The organism is Pseudomonas sp. LBUM1640, from assembly GCF_059716225.1.
This window is the reverse complement of record NZ_CP166816.1, coordinates 2,976,606-2,994,919: the sequence shown is the minus strand read 5'-3', so window position 1 is coordinate 2,994,919 and position 18,314 is coordinate 2,976,606. Positions and strand designations below refer to the sequence as shown.

At 56.6% G+C, this 18,314-nt stretch carries 15 protein-coding genes and 1 pseudogene; 5 read left to right on the top strand and 11 right to left on the bottom strand.

The annotated features are described in order from the left end of the window. Positions 1-36: 36 nt before the first annotated feature. The 5 genes from ACA065_RS13460 to miaE form a co-directional block, all read right to left on the bottom strand. Positions 37-252, bottom strand: coding sequence for a KTSC domain-containing protein (locus ACA065_RS13460; RefSeq protein ID WP_048399774.1), 216 nt, complete (start codon positions 250-252; stop codon positions 37-39). Further along, the gene (locus tag ACA065_RS13455; RefSeq protein WP_233896091.1) at positions 245-2,176 is read right to left on the bottom strand and encodes an ATP-binding protein; all 1,932 of its coding nucleotides are present in this window, start codon (positions 2,174-2,176) and stop codon (positions 245-247) included. The genes ACA065_RS13460 and ACA065_RS13455 overlap by 8 nt, the downstream gene beginning before the upstream one ends. Further along, complete coding sequence (locus ACA065_RS13450) at positions 2,166-3,365, bottom strand: SIR2 family protein (protein WP_048399778.1); 1,200 nt, start codon at positions 3,363-3,365, stop codon at positions 2,166-2,168. The genes ACA065_RS13455 and ACA065_RS13450 overlap by 11 nt, the downstream gene beginning before the upstream one ends. Before the next feature lie 172 nt (positions 3,366-3,537). After that, the gene (locus ACA065_RS13445) at positions 3,538-4,140 is read right to left on the bottom strand and encodes a MiaE family protein (protein WP_048399780.1); all 603 of its coding nucleotides are present in this window, start codon (positions 4,138-4,140) and stop codon (positions 3,538-3,540) included. Further along, positions 4,130-4,291 (bottom strand): tRNA isopentenyl-2-thiomethyl-A-37 hydroxylase MiaE, encoded by a 162-nt coding sequence (gene miaE, locus ACA065_RS13440; RefSeq protein WP_409834831.1) that lies wholly within the window; start codon positions 4,289-4,291, stop codon positions 4,130-4,132. The genes ACA065_RS13445 and miaE overlap by 11 nt, the downstream gene beginning before the upstream one ends. Before the next feature lie 157 nt (positions 4,292-4,448). Between miaE and uspL the strand changes: the two genes are divergently transcribed. Next, entirely contained in the window at positions 4,449-5,312 is an 864-nt protein-coding gene (gene uspL, locus ACA065_RS13435; RefSeq protein ID WP_497694927.1) for a universal stress protein UspL, read from the top strand. Positions 5,313-5,446: 134 nt separating this feature from the next. Here the strand turns inward: uspL and ACA065_RS13430 are convergent, their stop codons facing one another. Beyond that, complete coding sequence (locus ACA065_RS13430) at positions 5,447-5,917, bottom strand: DUF1289 domain-containing protein (RefSeq protein ID WP_159956050.1); 471 nt, start codon at positions 5,915-5,917, stop codon at positions 5,447-5,449. A 396-nt stretch (positions 5,918-6,313) separates the two neighbouring features. Between ACA065_RS13430 and acnB the strand changes: the two genes are divergently transcribed. Further along, entirely contained in the window at positions 6,314-8,923 is a 2,610-nt protein-coding gene (acnB, locus tag ACA065_RS13425; protein ID WP_497695345.1) for a bifunctional aconitate hydratase 2/2-methylisocitrate dehydratase, read from the top strand. A 134-nt stretch (positions 8,924-9,057) separates the two neighbouring features. Here acnB and ACA065_RS13420 read toward each other — a convergent pair whose 3' ends face one another. From ACA065_RS13420 to ACA065_RS13405, 4 genes and pseudogenes are all read right to left on the bottom strand, one after another. Then, positions 9,058-10,695 (bottom strand): SulP family inorganic anion transporter, encoded by a 1,638-nt coding sequence (locus ACA065_RS13420; RefSeq protein WP_497694926.1) that lies wholly within the window; start codon positions 10,693-10,695, stop codon positions 9,058-9,060. A gap of 154 nt (positions 10,696-10,849) precedes the next feature. Then, positions 10,850-12,272: pseudogene (gene ltrA, locus ACA065_RS13415) on the bottom strand (group II intron reverse transcriptase/maturase). Between the two features lie 486 nt (positions 12,273-12,758). Further along, positions 12,759-14,036, bottom strand: a complete 1,278-nt coding sequence (locus ACA065_RS13410) for a serine/threonine transporter (RefSeq protein ID WP_497694925.1) — start codon at positions 14,034-14,036, stop codon at positions 12,759-12,761. A 311-nt stretch (positions 14,037-14,347) separates the two neighbouring features. Continuing rightward, positions 14,348-14,653, bottom strand: coding sequence for a transposase (locus tag ACA065_RS13405; RefSeq protein WP_497694924.1), 306 nt, complete (start codon positions 14,651-14,653; stop codon positions 14,348-14,350). A 782-nt stretch (positions 14,654-15,435) separates the two neighbouring features. Here ACA065_RS13405 and ACA065_RS13400 point away from each other — a divergent pair. The 3 genes from ACA065_RS13400 (at position 15,436) to ACA065_RS13390 (ending at position 17,239) form a co-directional block, all read left to right on the top strand. Beyond that, positions 15,436-15,936: a DUF4822 domain-containing protein gene (locus ACA065_RS13400; protein WP_497694923.1), complete on the top strand. Its 501-nt coding sequence runs from the start codon at positions 15,436-15,438 to the stop codon at positions 15,934-15,936. 67 nt (positions 15,937-16,003) lie between these two features. Further along, entirely contained in the window at positions 16,004-16,453 is a 450-nt protein-coding gene (locus ACA065_RS13395; protein WP_497694922.1) for a hypothetical protein, read from the top strand. 171 nt (positions 16,454-16,624) lie between these two features. Then, positions 16,625-17,239: a TetR/AcrR family transcriptional regulator gene (locus ACA065_RS13390; RefSeq protein ID WP_497694921.1), complete on the top strand. Its 615-nt coding sequence runs from the start codon at positions 16,625-16,627 to the stop codon at positions 17,237-17,239. A gap of 164 nt (positions 17,240-17,403) precedes the next feature. Here ACA065_RS13390 and ACA065_RS13385 read toward each other — a convergent pair whose 3' ends face one another. Continuing rightward, positions 17,404-17,880, bottom strand: a complete 477-nt coding sequence (locus ACA065_RS13385; protein WP_497694920.1) for a hypothetical protein — start codon at positions 17,878-17,880, stop codon at positions 17,404-17,406. Positions 17,881-18,314: the final 434 nt, after the last annotated feature.

The window sequence follows — 18,314 nt, the reverse complement described above, 5'->3', positions numbered from 1 at the left end:
CCTTGCCACAGCAAAGGCTTGTACAGATTGATCTAATCAGGCTCGTGAATAGCGAAATTGTTTTTTCACATTCTGAGCAAGAAATTGGCCTCTGGATGGTGCAGCCCGCATCGCTTCAAAAACATGCTGGGGCACATCAAAATAATGATACGTCCCCGTTGTTTTGAACTCGATAATTAGGATCAGTGATTCATCATCAAAACCAACTCTTGCTATCGTTGATGACTCTGGACTTTCAAAAAAATCAATCATCTGTAGGTTCCACTCCTTCATTCCCTTGGGGAGCCACTACAATTGCTGGCTCATGTTCGTAACGAGAAGACTGTTTTCGCCACTGTTTCACTAGTATAGAGTAATCAGATACGCCCACTTCTTGGGCCCAACCTCCAGGCCCTTCAAAAAGCTGACTGCCCTGATCATTAACTTGCCTAACTACTACCTTCGGGTCGACGCTGTCGGGTCTCTGCCCAATCGGTGGCGGCGTAATCAATGCTCGGATTGGCAGGCTTACAGCTTCACCGACCACAATTGCTTCCCCCGTACGTAGCACGGGCAACATCTCGAACAAGCCTTTCAGGTTATCCGCTGCGGCACTGGCTATATGTCCACGATCACTATCATTCGCCAGTCGGAGCGCGAACAACGTTCCACATTGAGAGAGAATAGTCGTATCGATCTCTGCTGGACGCTGGCTAACTAGCATCATACCGACGCCATACTTTCGACCCTCTTTTGCAATGCGCCTTACAACTGCTGAAGCAGAACCTTCATTTTCGCGTGATAGGTACGCATGGGCCTCTTCCAGCACGAGCAATAGTGGACGTTCTCGCCCACCTTCCGGTAAGTTTCGAGCCCAAAAGATTGCGTCATATAATACCCTAAGCATTGCGCCAATCAGATCACTTAGAATGTTCGACGGAATTCCCGATAGGTCAAGAATTGAAACCGGTCGATCAGAGCCGATCCAGTCGCGCAATAATTCATCGACGTCCTTGACCACATGACCATCTAGTGCGGGAGCCCAATCACCGGGCCGAAACAAAAATGCCAATCTGGGATCACGCAGCTTGGATGCTAAAGAAGCAAGTTGGGCACGTATCCCAATTGTTCCCGAGCCTAGTTGGACACGTTCATCAGCGGCCCCTGTAGTTTTAACAGTTCTGTAGAGCGGCGGACGCACGCTCATCGCGTCACCCAACTCCTGCGGGTGCCCAGTATTGTCTAGAACGTATGCATGCTCGACCTCCCCTGCCGCCGCGCCCGGCCTGGGAATAAGCGTGTGGTGTTCACGGCGATGAAGTTCAAACCATAATTTATGAATGCAGAACGGGACCGGAGTGTCGGCTGTAACATCCTCAAGTTCTACTCCAGTACGAGGATAATTCAACAATGCTTCACGCTTCAGCTCGACGATTGCGTCTGTTACAGCAGAAGCTTGGGCATCATTTAACCGCCCAAATGCGAACGGTACTAGCTCATCAAAACTCAATGCCCAAAACGGGATATTCAACGCTGTCTCATTTTGTGCTGAATCAGCAGAGACCCTAAAAACGGTAGACCTATTTGAAAGCGCTTTCGCGTATTCCCCATGTATATCCAAGACTAAAATTCGTGCAGCAGGATATCTCGACGGGTCTGAAAGCGCATTTAATAGCCCGGCGACTGTTGTTGATTTGCCAGACCCTGTTGTGCCCACCACTGCACTATGCCTAGTTATCAGGCGATTGATATTCACTAAAGCCGGAATTGCTTCTGCACTAGCAAGGTGTCCTATCGGAACGTAGTCTTGCGGATCGACAGCCCCGTAGATGGCTGCCAAGTCTGCGTGAGTTACCACGTGGACACGGTCATCAACTGTTGGATGTTGTGAGATACCACGTTCAAATCGACCACCACGCTGTCCCTCACCAACCATCTGAACCTTGATCCAACGGTTTCCGTAAGCCCGCTTATCATCGCCTGAATCGGGTGCTGCTCCTGCACCTACTTGAGAAACGACGCCGTAGAGGTCAACAAACCCCAAAGGAATCCGCACAAAACTACCGACTTGACCAATTCGATACCCTTCACCACCGACAAAACCTAGCCCTGTGGCTGTATCATCATTCAGTTCAACTGTTACTGAAGACCCAAATACATCTTGGACAATACCTATGAAGGTAGGATCACGCTTCATGATTGGTGCCCACATCGGAACTCTGATTGAGTTGATGGGCGAGAAACTGCCCTAGCTTTTTGAAATCACCTAACCCGAACTTGCATTGCTCTATGTCGTTTTCAGTTACGCTGCTGACAGCTACGCCATGTAATGAATGGCTATCCTGTGACGTGGCATTCCAGTTCCGGTTCAACGTTCCCAGGACCGCGCCATCTTCGGCAAGAATACTTAGGTTAGGTTGCCGCGTCGCGCACAGGATTGCTTCAGAATATTGACTACGGGCCCCATAAAGTAAACCGAAGCACATGGCTGTAGGGTTACTACGTAAGCCATTCATGATCACCTCATTGAGATGCTGGTCCGCGAACGAGTATCCACAACAAACTAATATCGCCTGTCCTCGCCCCAGGAAGTCCCGTAATCGATCAAGCATTGCCAAGTAAGGAAGACGACGACTCTGGTCATATTTCAAATGTGACGGATAGATCATCTGGCGATCCGCACCATCACCATTATTCTTGCGAATAACGTCATTTTCAGGTGTGCGCCACCAATTTATCGACCCATGTAACTTCCACACCCGAGCCCAACGCGCAGGCAAGATATCTGTTTCCATTGAAGAAAGATCGAAAAATGCTTCACGCGCGCCTACAAAACCATCGAAATACGGAACTTTATGCGACTCTAATGCCTGCTCCATTAGCAAGTCATAGTTTGGGGTAAAAACCTCAACAGCATGCGCCCTAGCAATACCACTCATCCATGCAGCAAGCTTGTGATAGGGCGTTCCTTCACCTGGAAGTGGGACGCCCACCACACCTGCGGTAAGTTCGCAGATTCGCTTATCCAAGGCCTGTAGCTTCGGCTTGGTCAATCCATTGATATCACCGTCCCTAACAACATCAATGAGCGCTCGCAAATGGCTGAGAATCTCTTCAATATTCGGGGATGCCCCAACACCGAAACGTCCAATTAGTGCTGTGTAATCAGCGCTAAGCTCCGCATCAGCCGTAAGGGTGGTTGCTACCAACGAGGTCAAACCTGCAATGTCGGGAATCAGGGGAGCGGTGTTTCCATTACCAGCATCAACGCGAATAGACATTGGGCAGCCAGCCCCCAACAAAAATGCAATACGCATTTTATTTGGTGCAAGGGCTTGCTGTAGAAGGGACGACTGTCGATAGGGGCAGTGAGCAAAGCCTGACATGAACGCTCATCCTTGATCTTCAAAATGAAGTCAACTGGGCTTCGGCTTTTGGCTCCGAACTCAGCAGTGATAGCCATACGCTACCGCTCAAAGACACACACTGTCCACTACCCGCAATATCTCACGCGTTAGCAACTGTTTCAGAGGACGAGCCAGTGCCCGAACCACGGCACTAGATGGTAGGAACCCCGCTATGGAAGCGAAACTCAGTATCCGCAGATTGGATCAAGTTTTGCTCTACATCTCTAACCTTCTCGATGACTCTGTCTACATCGGCAGCGTCACCGTACTGGTATGCAAGCTTCAGATAGCCCTGAAAATGCCGTGCCTCGCTTTTCAGCAACCCGTAATAGAACCGCCCCAACTCTTCGTCCAAATGCGGCACGAGCGCTTCAAACCGCTCACAGCTACGCGCCTCGATGATCGCACCCACCACCAACGTATCAACCAGCTTCACCGGTTCATGGCTTCTTACCACCGCACGTAGTCCCGATGCATAACGACTAGCCGATAACGGTCGCCATTCGATTTTACGCTTCTTCATCAACCGCAAAACCTGCTCATGATGCACAAGTTCTTCACGAGCGAGCCGGGACATCATGATGACCAAATCAGAATACGCACCGTACTTGGCAATCATGCTAAGCGCAGTGCTAGCGGCTTTGAATTCACAGTTTTTGTGATCAATCAGCATTACGTCTTGCTCGCGCAGAGCCGCCTCAACCCAGGCATCAGGGGTCCGGCATCCTAGGAATTCATGGACTTCAGGCAGCATCGAGATTTCTCACATTTCGTAGTTGTATTGCCGCCTTTTTCTCGCAGTTCTTGTGGTCGATCAGCAGGGTTTCCTGATCAGCCAAAGCAGCCTGGACCCAGGCGTCGGGGGTGCGGCAGCCGAGGAATTCGTGGATTTCGGGCAGGTTCATCGGGCTCACGGGCAAAAGGATCACAAAAGGGCGCCGATTATACCGACACCGCCGCAGACCACCAGCCACCGGCTTTGATGTGCATCAACATGACGTCTGGCGGGCAGCAACTATAGTTGTTCGAAGCGCCCTTTTTTCCGTCTCTGGAGATCCGTCCATGCAAGCTATCCGCAGCATCCTGGTGGTTATCGAGCCCGAGCATTCGGAAAGCCTGGCCCTCAAGCGCGCCAAGCTGATCGCCGGGGTCACCGGCGCGCACCTGCATTTGCTGGTCTGCGACAAGAAACATGAACACTCGGCGCTGCTGAGCCTGCTCAAATCCGGTTTGCAGGAGGACGGTTACAGCGTGACCACCGAACAGGCATGGAATGACAGCCTGCATGAAACCATCATCGACGTGCAGCAGGCCGAGGGCTGCGGGCTGGTGATCAAGCAGCACTTCGCCGACAGCCCGTTGAAAAAGGCCTTGTTGACCCCGGCCGACTGGAAACTGTTGCGCTACTGCCCTACCCCGGTGCTGCTGGTAAAAACGGCCACGCCGTGGGCCGACAAGGTGGTGCTGGCGGCGATTGATGTGGGCAACAACGACAGTGAACACCAGGCACTGCACAACACCATCATTGACCACGGGTTCCAAATAGCGAGCCTGGCCAAGGCGCAACTGCACGTGATCAGCGCTCATCCGTCGCCGATGTTGTCGGCGGCAGACCCGACGTTTCAGCTCAAGGAAACCATCGAAGCGCGCTATCGCGAGCAGTGCAAGGCATTCCAGGCCGAATTCGACGTGGATGACGCACACCTGCATATCGAGGAAGGCCCGGCAGACGTGTTGATCCCCCATGCGGCGCATAAGTGGCAGGCGGCGGTGACAATTATCGGCACGGTGGCGCGCACCGGTATTTCCGGGGCGTTGATCGGCAATACGGCGGAAGTGGTGCTGGATGCGGTGGAAAGCGATGTGCTGGTGCTCAAGCCGCAGGAGCTGATGGATCATCTGGAAGAGTTGGCCACTAAAGCCTGACACCGCTCTTTCAGACCATAAGATCAAATGTGGGAGCGGGCTTGCTCGCGAATACGGTGGGTCAGTCAACATCTGTATCAACTGACAGACCGCATTCGCGAGCAAGCCCGCTCCCACATTTTTGATTTGTATTGTCAGTCAGCAAATGCATCCCGCAAGAAACCCGGGGCGATATAGCGCTGGTAATGCGCCTCCGACAGGATAAAAAACTCACGATCAATAGCATCGCGCAGTTCCGGCAACGCCCAATCGCGAAACTCCGGCATCAGCACCATCCCGTAAGCCTCCAGGTTGGAAATCACCCGCGCCCCTCGGGCAATCAACTGGTAGGCCCAGCAGTACTCGGACTGGTGCGGCACGAAGCGGATCTTGCGCTGCTCCAACTGCCCACGCAGCATCTTGGGGTCGAAAACCTCCAGTTTACCGGCCATCACCTGCACCAACAGCTGCTCAAGCCGCAGCCACACCGCGCGTTTTTCTTCTTCGTTATAGCCGTTCCACTGGATCACCTCGTGGTGGAAACGCTTGCAGCCCCGGCACACCAGATCGCCGTAAACCGTGGAGCACAGGCCGACGCAGGGGGTCTTGATGGTTTGGTTGGACATGGGCAGCGACACACAAATCAGCGAAACAGTGCGCCATGTTAGCCCTTTGTCTAAGGTTGATCACCCAGCAAACTTGGTTAGGCAACTTACCTTTAGATTTTTTTTGCCGTAGAATCATCCGGCCTTGTAAGGCGCCAATAATCCGCTGGAAGCTGTTTTCAAAGCGTCACGAGCACAGTCGTTCCTTCAGAACGGTGTTGGCGATGGTTATTACCCGGTAGGTAACAGCCAGCGCCAACCCTCATCAGCTCCGTTCTGCAGGCGTAAAACTTTGAAAGCAGCTTCTGTGAGGAATGCCGGCAGCGCTGGCTTTGCGGCCCAAAAAGCCCCCGAGCGCATGCGTGCCGTTCATTTCTGGATGAGCGTCCCGTGGGACCACTGATGAGGGTAATAACTGTGCTTGAAGCCTACCGCAAACATATCGAAGAGCGCGCAGCACTGGGTATCGTTCCCCAGCCGCTTAACGCCGAACAAACCGCAGGCCTGGTTGAGCTGCTGAAAAACCCCCCGGCTGGCGAAGAAGAATTCCTCGTTGACCTGATCACCAACCGCATTCCACCAGGCGTTGACGAAGCTGCCTACGTCAAGGCCGGTTTCCTGTCTGCCCTGGCCAAGGGCGAAGCCACTTCCCCCCTGATCGACAAGAAACGCGCTGTTGAACTGCTCGGCACCATGCAAGGCGGCTACAACATCGTGACCCTGGTCGAGCTGCTGGACGACGCCGAACTGGCCCCCGTCGCTGCCGCCCAACTCAAGCACACCCTGCTGATGTTCGATGCGTTCCACGACGTCGCGGAAAAAGCCAAGAACGGCAACGAACACGCTAAAGCCGTGATCCAGTCCTGGGCCGACGGCGAGTGGTTCAAGAACCGCCCAACCCTGGCCGACAAGATCAGCCTGCGCGTGTTCAAGGTCACCGGCGAAACCAACACCGACGACCTGTCTCCTGCGCCGGATGCCTGGTCCCGTCCGGACATCCCGCTGCATGCCCTGGCCATGCTGAAAATGGCTCGCGAAGGCATCGTGCCGGACGAGCAAGGCAAGACCGGCCCGATGAAGCAGATCGAAGAGATGCGCGGCCAAGGCTTCCCGATCGCCTACGTCGGTGACGTGGTCGGCACCGGTTCGTCGCGTAAATCGGCAACCAACTCGGTACTGTGGTTCTTCGGCGACGACGTTCCTTACGTGCCGAACAAGCGCGCTGGCGGCTTCTGCTTCGGCAGCAAGATCGCTCCCATCTTCTACAACACCATGGAAGATGCCGGCGCACTGCCCATCGAGTTCGACGTTACCAACATGAACATGGGCGACGTGATCGACCTGTACCCGCATGCTGGCAAAGTCTGCAAACACGGCACTGATGAAGTCCTGACCACCTTCGAAATGAAGACCCCGGTGCTGTTGGACGAAGTGCGTGCCGGTGGCCGTATCCCGTTGATCATCGGCCGTGGCCTGACCGAGAAGGCTCGCACCGAACTCGGCCTGCCGCCTTCGACCCTGTTCAAACTGCCGGAAGCGCCGGCTGAAAGCGACAAGGGCTTCACCCTGGCTCAGAAAATGGTCGGTCGCGCATGCGGCCTGGCAGAAGGCAAAGGCGTTCGTCCTGGCACCTACTGCGAGCCGAAGATGACCACCGTGGGTTCCCAGGACACCACCGGTCCAATGACCCGTGATGAACTCAAAGACCTGGCGTGCCTGGGCTTCTCGACCGATCTGGTGATGCAGTCCTTCTGCCACACCGCGGCGTACCCTAAGCCGATCGACGTGACCACCCACCATACCCTGCCTGACTTCATCATGACCCGTGGCGGTGTATCGCTGCGTCCAGGCGACGGCATCATCCACAGCTGGCTGAACCGCATGCTGCTGCCGGACACCGTCGGCACCGGTGGTGACTCCCACACCCGTTTCCCGATGGGCATCTCGTTCCCGGCCGGCTCTGGCCTGGTCGCGTTCGCTGCAGCCACCGGCGTAATGCCACTGGACATGCCGGAATCGATCCTGGTGCGCTTCAAAGGCAAAATGCAACCTGGCATCACCCTGCGTGACCTGGTTCATGCCATTCCTTACTACGCGATCCAGGCTGGCCTGCTGACCGTAGAGAAGAAAGGCAAGAAGAACGCCTTCTCCGGCCGCATCCTGGAAATCGAAGGCCTGAACGACCTGACGCTGGAGCAAGCTTTCGAGCTGTCCGACGCCTCGGCTGAACGTTCGGCTGCCGGTTGCACCATCAAGCTGTCCAAAGACTCCGTCACCGAGTACCTGAACTCCAACATCACCCTGCTGCGCTGGATGATCGGCGAAGGCTACGGCGATGCACGTACCCTGGAACGTCGCGCCCAAGCGATGGAAGCCTGGGTTGCCAACCCGGAGTTGATGGAAGCCGATGCCGACGCGGAATACGCCGAAATCATCGAAATCGACCTGGCCGAAATCAACGAGCCGATCCTCTGCGCACCGAACGACCCGGACGACGCCCGTCTGTTGTCCAGCGTTGCCGGCGAGAAGATCGACGAAGTGTTCATCGGTTCGTGCATGACCAACATCGGTCACTTCCGCGCTGCCGGCAAGTTGCTGGAACAGGTCAAGGGTCAGCTGCCAACCCGTCTGTGGCTGTCGCCGCCGACCAAGATGGACGCTCACCAACTGACCGAAGAAGGCTACTACGGCATCTACGGCAAGGCTGGCGCGCGCATGGAAATGCCGGGCTGCTCGCTGTGCATGGGTAACCAGGCACGTGTAGAGCCGAACTCGACCGTTGTGTCGACCTCGACCCGTAACTTCCCGAACCGTCTGGGTGATGGCGCCAACGTTTACCTGGCTTCAGCTGAGCTGGCGGCAGTCTCCTCTACCCTGGGTCGCCTGCCGACCGTCGAAGAGTACATGGGCTACGCGGCCAAGCTGGACACCATGTCCGGTGAAGTCTATCGCTACCTGAACTTCGACCAGATCGCCGAGTTCCGCAAAATCGCAGCAAGCGCAAACATCCCGGTGCTTCAAGCCTAAGGGTGTGTTGATGTAGCTACAAAATCAGCGCCGCGTATCGCAAGATGCGCGGCGTTTTTTTATGCCTGGGATTGATGGTTCCCACGCTCAGCGTGGAATGCCGCCCGTGACGCTACGCGTCACGCTTTGCACGCTCAGGATTTACCTCCCAGAGCAAGCTGCACCGCACCATCAACGCTCAAGCCACTGAGCAGGACCTGTGGCGCAACCGCTTCCGGCAAGGCTTGCAGCACCTCCATCGCCCCATGCCGCACACGCGCCAACACCAGGCGCTTGCCCTCCCCGTGCACTTGCGCAAAAAACGCTGCAAGCGCCTCGATACTGGTGCCGTCCAGGTCGGGAGACTCTTCCAGGCTGAGCACCACCGCCTCTACCTGCGACTGACGCATCAAACGCAACGCCGCACCAAGAATGCGTTCGGCATTCGCGAAAAACAGCGCCTCGCTGGGCCGCACTATCAACAGGCCCGGCACTTGCACAGCATCGGCATGGTGCTGACGATCAACAAAGTCATGACTGTCAGCCAGGCGCCCAAGCACTTGGATATCGGCCGATGACATCTGGCGCAACATCAGCACCACACTGATGGCCACCGCCACCAGCAAGCCATCCAGCACACCCAGCACCAGCACTGCCGCCACGGCACAGATCACCAGCAAACGGTCGCGACGCCATACAAAGTAGCGCCCCAGAGGCTGCAGGCTCAAACCACGGCCCAACGCGTAGATGACGATGGCCGCGAGCACCGGCTCCGGCGTCAGTGCGACATAGGGCAGCACCGTCAGCACGATCACCAGCACCACCAGCGCGGCAACGATTCCGGCCAGGCGTGAACCGGCCCCAGCGGCTTCATTGGCCGAGGTCGCCGAATAACCGGCACCGGCCGGCATGCCGTGAAACAGCCCGGATATCAGGTTAGCCGCACCCAGCGCGAGCAAGTCGCGGTTGGATGACACACGGTCGCCGTGTTTAAGCGCGAACGAGCTGATGGAACCGTAGGACTCCGCATACAGGATCATGACCAAGGCAAACGCCAGCTCGCCCAGGCGCAGCCAGTCCGCGAATGGCAGGAGCGGTAAATGCCCCAATTCCAGACGCAGGTCGATCAGACCGATCAGCGCCACACCGTGGGCCTGCAAATCCAGGTACTGCCCGGCAACGATGCCCAGGACCACGACCAGAAGGCCGCCCGGCAGGCGTGGAATACGCGCGCACAACCACAACACCATCAACGCGGTTGCCGCGACCCATGCCGCCGACCAGTTCCACTGGGGTAGCTGCTCCAGTAGTTGCGGCAGGAAGCGGATCAGGTTGTTGTCACTCAGATGCACACCGACCACGCTGGCCAGTTGTTTAAGGATGATGGTCAGCGCCAGGCCGAAGGCAAACCCGCGCAACACCGGCTTAGCGATAAACGAGGTTACACCGCCGAGCTTGAACAACCCGGCCAGCAGGAACAGCACGCCGGTAATCAGCACCAGCCCGAACGCCAGGGCAAGCCTCAGCGCCGGGTCACCGCCCGCCAGGCTGGCGGTGGCGGCAGCCAGTACCGCTGCCGAAGACGACGTCGCCGAGACAATCGCAAAGCGGCTGGTGCCGAACAGGCCGTAGCACACCAGCCCGGCAAACAGCGCAATCACCCCGGCCTGGGGCGGCAGCGCGGCGATGCTGGAATAGGCCACGGCCTCCGGCAGCAGCAAACCGGCAATGGATAACCCCGCGAGTATGTCCTGGGTACGACTGGACGGCGCAACAACGTTTTGAGTCTTCAAGCAGCCCATCCTGGCGAATAAAACCTGCGTCAGCTTAGCCCTCATTGCCTTGCTGTGGTTGAGCCAGGACAGGGTTTCCAAGCATAGAGTAGGAGGCGGATTCACATCCGCCGTCCTCTCACACCACCGTACGTACGGTTCCGTATACGGCGGTTCAGGTTATGCGGTTAAGCCGGTTTATCGTGTCCAGTATTGAGACCAGCCCGAGTCTGTCCCACAGTTTCTTCGGCAACGCCTGATTCATGTGTGACGCTCCCGAGTTCCACCATGGGCCTCGACCGTTAAAGGCAGATTTACAGGCGCGATCTTCAGTGAGCCCCAAGCGTATTAGGTTACGCGCCCTCGTGGAGGGCCGTTTCCATTGGCGCCACAAGACACACCGAAGTTTATGCCGCACCCAGCCGTCCAACTTTTCGAGGGCCTTTTTGCCCTGACTCAGCTTGAAGTAGCCCGCCCAACCGCGCAAAACAGGGTTTATTCGCTCGATAGTCCTGACCATCTTGCAACCCCGCGCTCCGCGCAGAAGAACTCTGAGTCGATCACGCAAGCGGCCCAGGCTCATCGTTGCCACTCTTAGCCTCGGCTGTTGATGCCAGCTCATCCCGTAACCCAGGTAATCGCAAACCCATGGCCGTGCCACGTGGCTCTTTTCCCGATTCAGCGTCAGTTTCAGACGCTGATTCAGGAAACGCTCAACTCCGGCCAGCACTCGTTCGCCTGCACGGAGACTACGTACATAAATGTTCGCATCGTCGGCATAACGAACGAAGCGATGGCCCCGCCGCTCCAACTCCCGGTCGAGTTCGTTGAGCAGGATGTTCGACAGCAACGGCGAGAGCGGGCCGCCTTGCGGCGTCCCTTCCTGCCGTCGGCTGGCGATCCCGCCCGACATAACTCCCGCTTCAAGGTAACGGCGGATCAGTCTGAGTACGCGTTTGTCTTCGACATGACGCTCAACTTTGGCCATCAACACGTCGTGATTCACTCGATCAAAGAACTTCTCAAGATCAAGTTCCACGCACCAGCGGTAACCCGCTGCAACATGGTCACGGGCTGTTTCGATGGCTTGATGGGCGCTTCTGCCCGGACGAAAACCGTAGCTGTAGTCCGAGAACAGAGGGTCGAAGATCGGCGAGAGCTGTTGCAGCAGCGCCTGCTGGATCAGGCGATCCACGACATTGGGAATGCCCAATTGGCGTGTTCCACCCTTGGGTTTGGGGATTTCGACAGCGCGTACACCTTGCGGGTGATACTCGCCGACCAGCAACCGAGCCTTGAGGATCGGCCAATACTGTTTCACATAGCCCGCCAACTGGTCGACCGTCATGCCATCGGCACCCGGTGCGCCCTTGTTGCTGACCACGCGTTGATACGCACGCTTGAGGTTGGCGGGTGCAAGCACCCGCGCCATCAGCGTGTCCGGCTCCGCGTTCGTCCACGTCACAGACGCCGCCGATGTCTGCGCACTGCCAGCCGCAAACCCCGGATTCCGTCCGGGACTTGGGGTTACAGCTCTCGTGTTGAGAGATTTCTGCTTTATCGACATTCGACGAGACTCTGACGCCTACTGGCGGCATAACCTGTTCGGCCCTTGGTGGCGTGGTTTTTTTTCCGCCACTTACTACGGCCTCGGCTGACTTCTGCAGGCTCATCCCGTCGCCTCTCGACGCCGGTAGCACAGTGGCAAACCTACAGATCTCCCAGGGTAATTCGCGCGACCTTCCTGCTTATGCCTGTCGGATATACGTCGTAGCGTTCCGTGCAAGTATTGGGCTTTAACGATTTATGCCGTCTTACCCCGCTACGCCGCCTCTATCCGCTTCCTGTTCGTCAGGCCAGCATTTTGCCTCGGGCTTCCTTCAGATTCGCAGTCACCCGCGACACCCTTGCCTCTGGCTAACACTTCCCCTTGCCGGGTGTGTAGAGGACTTTCACCTCCAAGTCACCAGCGAGGCCACCACAGCCAAGCTGGTTGCGCTTCGCGCAACGCGCCATGCCTGGCGCACACAAAAAAAACCGATTCGCGCAATGCGCGAATCGGCTTGGGTGTGTGCCGCCTGCGGTCAGGAGAGCAGCGAGTAGATCAACGCGGTAATCGCGACCAAACCGACGGCGGTGACAAACACGTTGGACGCCTGCCCACGGTACTTGGCCATGGCCGGCACCTTGCGGATCGCATACATCGGCATCAGGAACAGGATCGACGCGATGATCGGGCCACCCAGGGTCTCGATCATGCCGAGGATGCTCGGGTTCAGCGTGGCGACGATCCAGCACACCACCAGCATGAACGCGGCGGTCATACGGTCCAGGGACTTGGCTGCCGGGCGGCGGCCAGTCTTGAGCACCAGGCCTTTGAGGCCTTCACTGGCGCCGATGTAGTGGCCCAGGAACGACTTGGCAATCGCCACGAACGCAATCAACGGCGCGGCGAAGGCGATGGTCGGGTTGTCAAAGTGGTTGGCCAGGTACGACAGGATCGACAGGTTCTGCGCTTTCGCCTCGGCCAATTGCGCCGGCGTCAGGGTCAACACGCAGCTGAACACGAAGAACAGCACCATCACCACCATCAACAGGTGCGCGCGGCAGAGGATCTGCGAACTGCGCTCATCGGCGTGCGCGCCGTACTGGCGCTTCTGGTCCACTGCAAAAGCCGAGATGATCGGCGAATGGTTGAACGAGAACACCATGACCGGAATCGCCAGCCACAGCGTGTTGAGCAACGCCGACGGCGCCGGGACTTCACTGGCGGTGCTGAGAATGCCGCCGGTCCAGTGCGGGATCAGGTACACAGCCAGGAACAGCAACGCGACGATAAACGGATACACCATCAGGCTCATGGCCTTGACGATCACCTGCTCACCGCAGCGCACCACGGCCAGCAGGCCGAGGATCAGCACAAACGCCAGGATCGCGCGTGGCGGCGGCATGATGTGCAGTTGGTGTTCCATGAAGCTGCTGACGGTGTTGGTCAGTGCCACGCTGTAGATCAGCAGGATCGGGAAGATCGCGAAGAAGTACAGCAAGGTGATCAGTGCGCCGGCCTTGAGGCCGAAATGTTCTTCGACCACATCGGTGATGTCGGAGCCTTCGCGACCGGACAGTACGAAACGGGTCAGGCCACGGTGGGCAAAGAACGTCATCGGAAATGCCAGCAGCGCCAGGATCACCAGTGGCCAGAAGCCCCCGAGCCCCGCGTTGATTGGCAAAAACAAAGTGCCGGCGCCGATGGCGGTGCCGAACAGGCCCAGCATCCAGGTGGTGTCCTGGCGGCTCCAGCTTGTGAGGGTTGCAGGTGTCGTTGCATAGCGTTCGTCGACGCTATTGGCCTGATCATTCATCCGGTCGGATCTCCGCATTTCCATAGCCGGGACGAGTCAGAAAAACCTGACAGGCAGCGCCCCGACCATAACAAGCGCGCGATTGTCCGGGATTCTCTTGAATAAGCAAAGACTTAGCTGAGGAACGGTTAGGCGGTGCAGGTGCTTGAGCGTAGCCGCAGGCAGCGGTTTTCATAGGTTTTCAGAATTTTTTGGGCTTTTTTCACGATCTTTGGCTGGCCGACGATGAGCCTGTGAAAAAATTCCACTTGCAGGGCTGCTCTCTAAAAAAGCCCCGACAAACCAAAACTACGGGCGAGACCATTCGCTGATCAGAGGGAATGATCTTTGGCGTCCAAAAGCAGGAGAACACTGGCCTTTTTTAGAATTTCGATATCCCGATCTTTCTGCCTGAGCAGGGCCTTAAGTTCCTGAATGTTCTTCTGGTCGGTAGTGATCGCCTTTGTGCCAGCCATTGCGGATCCGGCGCGCTCTTTACGCACCTGCTCGACCCAGCGGCGCAAAGCCGTAGGGCCGATATCCAAACTCGCGCAAATTTCGGGAACAGGCAGGTTTTGATCAAGCACCATGCTTGCGGCGTTGACTTTGAACTCGCTGGAATAGGACTTTCGCATCATCTGCACACCCAAGGTTTGGGCGCCATCATATATGCGTGCGATCGACCCAATGCCACTCGCCGGCGTATTGGCCGACGCGTGAGCGTGTCCTTCAAATAAGCTTATGGATCATCCAGCCGTGCATCGCATGCAGGGAAACTGCGGTTTCTCTGCGCCGTACAGGCTTACGAATGTCAGGTTCACACTCACGGACTCCACCCTCAAGCTCGTACGCAGTGATGTCGTGCTGCGCCTTTTCGATGACCCAAGACACTCATAGCTGTACGAAAAAACAGCATTGGACATTTTGTCTTGCAGTGGATTGGCGATCAATTGCGGCATCTCGTACCAAACATAACTGCCAGGTACGGAACACATGCCAATTTTTTTGAAAAAAGAAAGTCAAGAATGATGCAGCCGGCATCGGTTTTACGTGGTCATTCAGCGATCAGCATGCCAATCGATACTGAAAGCCCATGGTTTTAGCGGCCTGCGCAGGGCTACTGCATGCCCGGATAAATTGTTTGAGTGCGACCCCAGCTTTGCGCAGGCGCTGCGCGCAAAGGCGCCATCACGACCGCCCCACACCTCAATCTTTAGGAAAGTTCTTACAACAAAAATAGACAAAACCCGCATCTAAATTATTTGCTCACCCAAACACAGTGATAATTGTTACAGGAATATACCCAGCCATTGAGTCACTCCCGAACCTGAAACTAATATCCACCGTCGTAATTAACTTCTACCGTCGCACCGATGGCAAAACATCAACGCCCCCTCACTGACGCCTCAGGAGTTCGACAATGCGAACACATATTCTTGCCTTTACTGGCGTGTTTCTTATAAGTGCACTCAGCTCGTCTGCAAGTTACGCCAAACCCGTTGAGCCTGTATCGGACGCTCACGCGCTGGCCACCTCGCCTCAATGGTTGACCACCAAGGTCTATATCGAGGGCGAGCCGGAACGGGACGTCAAGGCCAATTACCCCGGCGTGGTGGGGATATCGATGTGGGACCCGCAGCGCAACCGTTATGAATTCTTTTATACCGACACAGGCCGGTCAAAACACGCCGATGGCGGTGGCGGTTACTTCCTGGTCACCGGCGACAAGAAGACCCATATTCTGGTCCCTGACCTTGGACCGAACAGAACCATCGTGCGAAGGTTGGAAAAACTTGATGACCATGAATTCACTTACTCCCGCGAAGTGCCTCGCGACATGGTGGCCACCAACCCCTCCGTTCGAATTTATGTGGTTCACGCCCCTTACAATGGCCCGATAAAGACGGCAATGTCGAACTAGTCAAACATTCAATACGTCCTAAACGCAACTTGGCCATCCTCCAACAATAACAAGCGAGTTACTCAAGATGACTATAAGTAGCCCAATCAAGTCGCTGTTCATTCCTGCACTGCTGGCGGCCACCCTGCTACCAGGCGCGGTCACCGTACAGGCCAACCCCGCCCCTTCCGCAAATACTATTGCTGTCACACCCGATAACGCCGTCATGTTGACCGTGTTCCTCAAGCACGACCAGTCACGACCGTTAAGCGCGTTGAAAACACAACTTGCCGAGCAGGCATTTCATAAAGTTTTCCCGCCCGCCGGGGTGGAGGTTGTCAGTTGGAATGTAACCATGGGCATTGGCCAGGTGATCGTGCTGCGCCTGCCGGCGCGACGTCTTGCCGAAGTTAATCTGGCGATTGAAAACTCCGCCTGGGGTGTTTACACAACGGAGTTCTTTCCGACATACGACTTCATGCCCATCGCACAGCGAGAGCAAACCAAGGCGCGACAGGTTGGCGCTACGCAGGAGTGATAGCCCGGCGGCTGCAAGATTAGGCCGGTCAGCGCCCCTCTATCGCCATGGACGGCGCTTTTACAGACTTCAGCACCCCCTGAATAATACATTCCCCAACAAATCTATTTTAGACCGGCTGTTATTCCTGTACTTTCAGACAGCACCCGTATTTACCCTGAGAGCCCCGCCATGCCTCGCGTTTCCCGCAAACAAGCCGAACTCAACCGTGAAATCATCGTCGAGGCTGCCACGCACCTGTTTCGTGAGCGCGGGCTGCACGGTATCAGCCTGTCGGATGTGATGGCCGCCGCCGGCCTGACCCACGGAGGTTTCTACGGGCACTTTGCGTCCAAGGAAGCCTTGGCCACCGAGGCCTGCCAGAAGGCATTCGAGCAATCGAACCTGGGCTGGCAGGAAAAACTCGAGCGCAGTGAGGGCCCGCAGTTCGCACGCGAAGCGATTCTGGGCCATTATTTTTCAGCCACCCACCGCGACAATCCCGGCGACGGCTGCCCCATATCGGCCTTCACCCCGGACATGTGCCATGAGCCTGCTGACACGGCGTTACACCGCGCGTTTGTCGATGGCGTTGAACAGTCACTGGATATCTTTGCGCAGGTTCAGAATGAAGACCGCCAGGCCATGCTGGCCAAGTACGCGATGATGATCGGCGCCGTCACTCTGGCGCGTGCGACACGCGGCAGCAGCCTGTCAGACGAATTCCTGGAGGCCGCGCGAAACACACTGTTGCCCGAGAAGAAACCGGATGCACCCGTTGACAGCCGCGCGCCCAGCCCAGCATGATCGGGGCATGAACCTTATTCAGCTGCACCTCACCCGCACCACCACCACGACCGCTTATGGCGGGTCGTGCGGTTGCTGTGGGGGCTTGAACTAGAAACACCCCGGATTCAACCCAAGGCCCCGCCAGCAATGGACGGGGCCTTTTTTATGGCCCTCCGGCCCCTTCAGAGCCTCGGCGACGGGCGCTTGGCGCCACGCGGCAAACCGGCGCCGGCACGCGGGTCAGAGGGGCTCGTTGGTTCCTGCGGCCTTGCCAGCCACCCTGCGGTCTTTTGTGCCTGCTCCACGTAGCGCTCAAACAAGCGCTTCATCCCGTGGATGTCGAGCATCAGGAAAGGCTGACGGGTCCACACAATGATCTTCTTCTGCTCCACAATCGCGCCGGTCAGAATCGGCGGGTGATCCAGCCCCAGCAGGTTGGTCTGCAGGAGGATCGCCAAGGTCTGCGGATCGTCGAAGCGCTCGGCGGAAATCGGCAGCAAACAACTGACGGTGAGAAAGTCGGGGGGCGATTCGCGCAGCTCAACCTTCAGGCCGCCTTCCAGGGTCATGACATAGTCGGGGCTTTCCTCCAGCCCACTGGCGTCGATTTTCATCAGTTGGAAAACCGGCTGCAGGATTTGTTTCAAGCGGCTTTGCATGGGGCAGGCTCCTGGGTTGCGACAACGGCCTGTAACGGCGTATTTCGATAGGCAGTGAGTGGTTAAAGGACCGGTTGGGTTCCCGCTTTCCAGGGCTGCTCCCTTGCAGGCATACCTTTCAACGCCCAGATGACCTCTTGGCCCTCGCCCCCTTGCGCGCCGAAAATGCAATTACAGAATAATCAATCAACATATAATCAAATATTTTAATAATTAACATATAACCAAAAAGAACTTCACAGCCGGTTTTTATGAGCATAACGTGAACCTCTCACCGACCCCTTCTCCAGGCAGAGGTAGCCAAACCCTCATTCGATCTGCCTGGAGCCTGCATCCCATGGTTTTTGTTTCCCCCTTCAAACGCCTGCTCCTGGGCACCGCCGAGTCTGTAAACTTCATTCCTTGAAGAAGCTCAAAGATGGCTTCTGGTGCCT

Excerpts from the sequence above, each read along its gene's own strand:
- ACA065_RS13450 (WP_048399778.1), bottom strand. The coding sequence starts at position 3,365 with ATGTCAGGCTTTGCTCACTGCCCCTATCGACAGTCGTCCCTTCTACAG.
- ACA065_RS13460 (WP_048399774.1), bottom strand. The coding sequence starts at position 252 with ATGATTGATTTTTTTGAAAGTCCAGAGTCATCAACGATAGCAAGAGTT.
- ACA065_RS13400 (WP_497694923.1), top strand. The coding sequence starts at position 15,436 with ATGCGAACACATATTCTTGCCTTTACTGGCGTGTTTCTTATAAGTGCA.
- ACA065_RS13385 (WP_497694920.1), bottom strand. The coding sequence starts at position 17,880 with ATGCAAAGCCGCTTGAAACAAATCCTGCAGCCGGTTTTCCAACTGATG.
- ACA065_RS13410 (WP_497694925.1), bottom strand. The coding sequence starts at position 14,036 with ATGAATGATCAGGCCAATAGCGTCGACGAACGCTATGCAACGACACCT.
- ACA065_RS13430 (WP_159956050.1), bottom strand. The coding sequence starts at position 5,917 with ATGTCCAACCAAACCATCAAGACCCCCTGCGTCGGCCTGTGCTCCACG.
- ACA065_RS13390 (WP_497694921.1), top strand. The coding sequence starts at position 16,625 with ATGCCTCGCGTTTCCCGCAAACAAGCCGAACTCAACCGTGAAATCATC.
- uspL (WP_497694927.1), top strand. The coding sequence starts at position 4,449 with ATGCAAGCTATCCGCAGCATCCTGGTGGTTATCGAGCCCGAGCATTCG.
- ACA065_RS13395 (WP_497694922.1), top strand. The coding sequence starts at position 16,004 with ATGACTATAAGTAGCCCAATCAAGTCGCTGTTCATTCCTGCACTGCTG.
- ACA065_RS13445 (WP_048399780.1), bottom strand. The coding sequence starts at position 4,140 with ATGCTGCCTGAAGTCCATGAATTCCTAGGATGCCGGACCCCTGATGCC.
- ACA065_RS13405 (WP_497694924.1), bottom strand. The coding sequence starts at position 14,653 with ATGATGCGAAAGTCCTATTCCAGCGAGTTCAAAGTCAACGCCGCAAGC.
- miaE (WP_409834831.1), bottom strand. The coding sequence starts at position 4,291 with ATGAACCTGCCCGAAATCCACGAATTCCTCGGCTGCCGCACCCCCGAC.
- ACA065_RS13455 (WP_233896091.1), bottom strand. The coding sequence starts at position 2,176 with ATGAAGCGTGATCCTACCTTCATAGGTATTGTCCAAGATGTATTTGGG.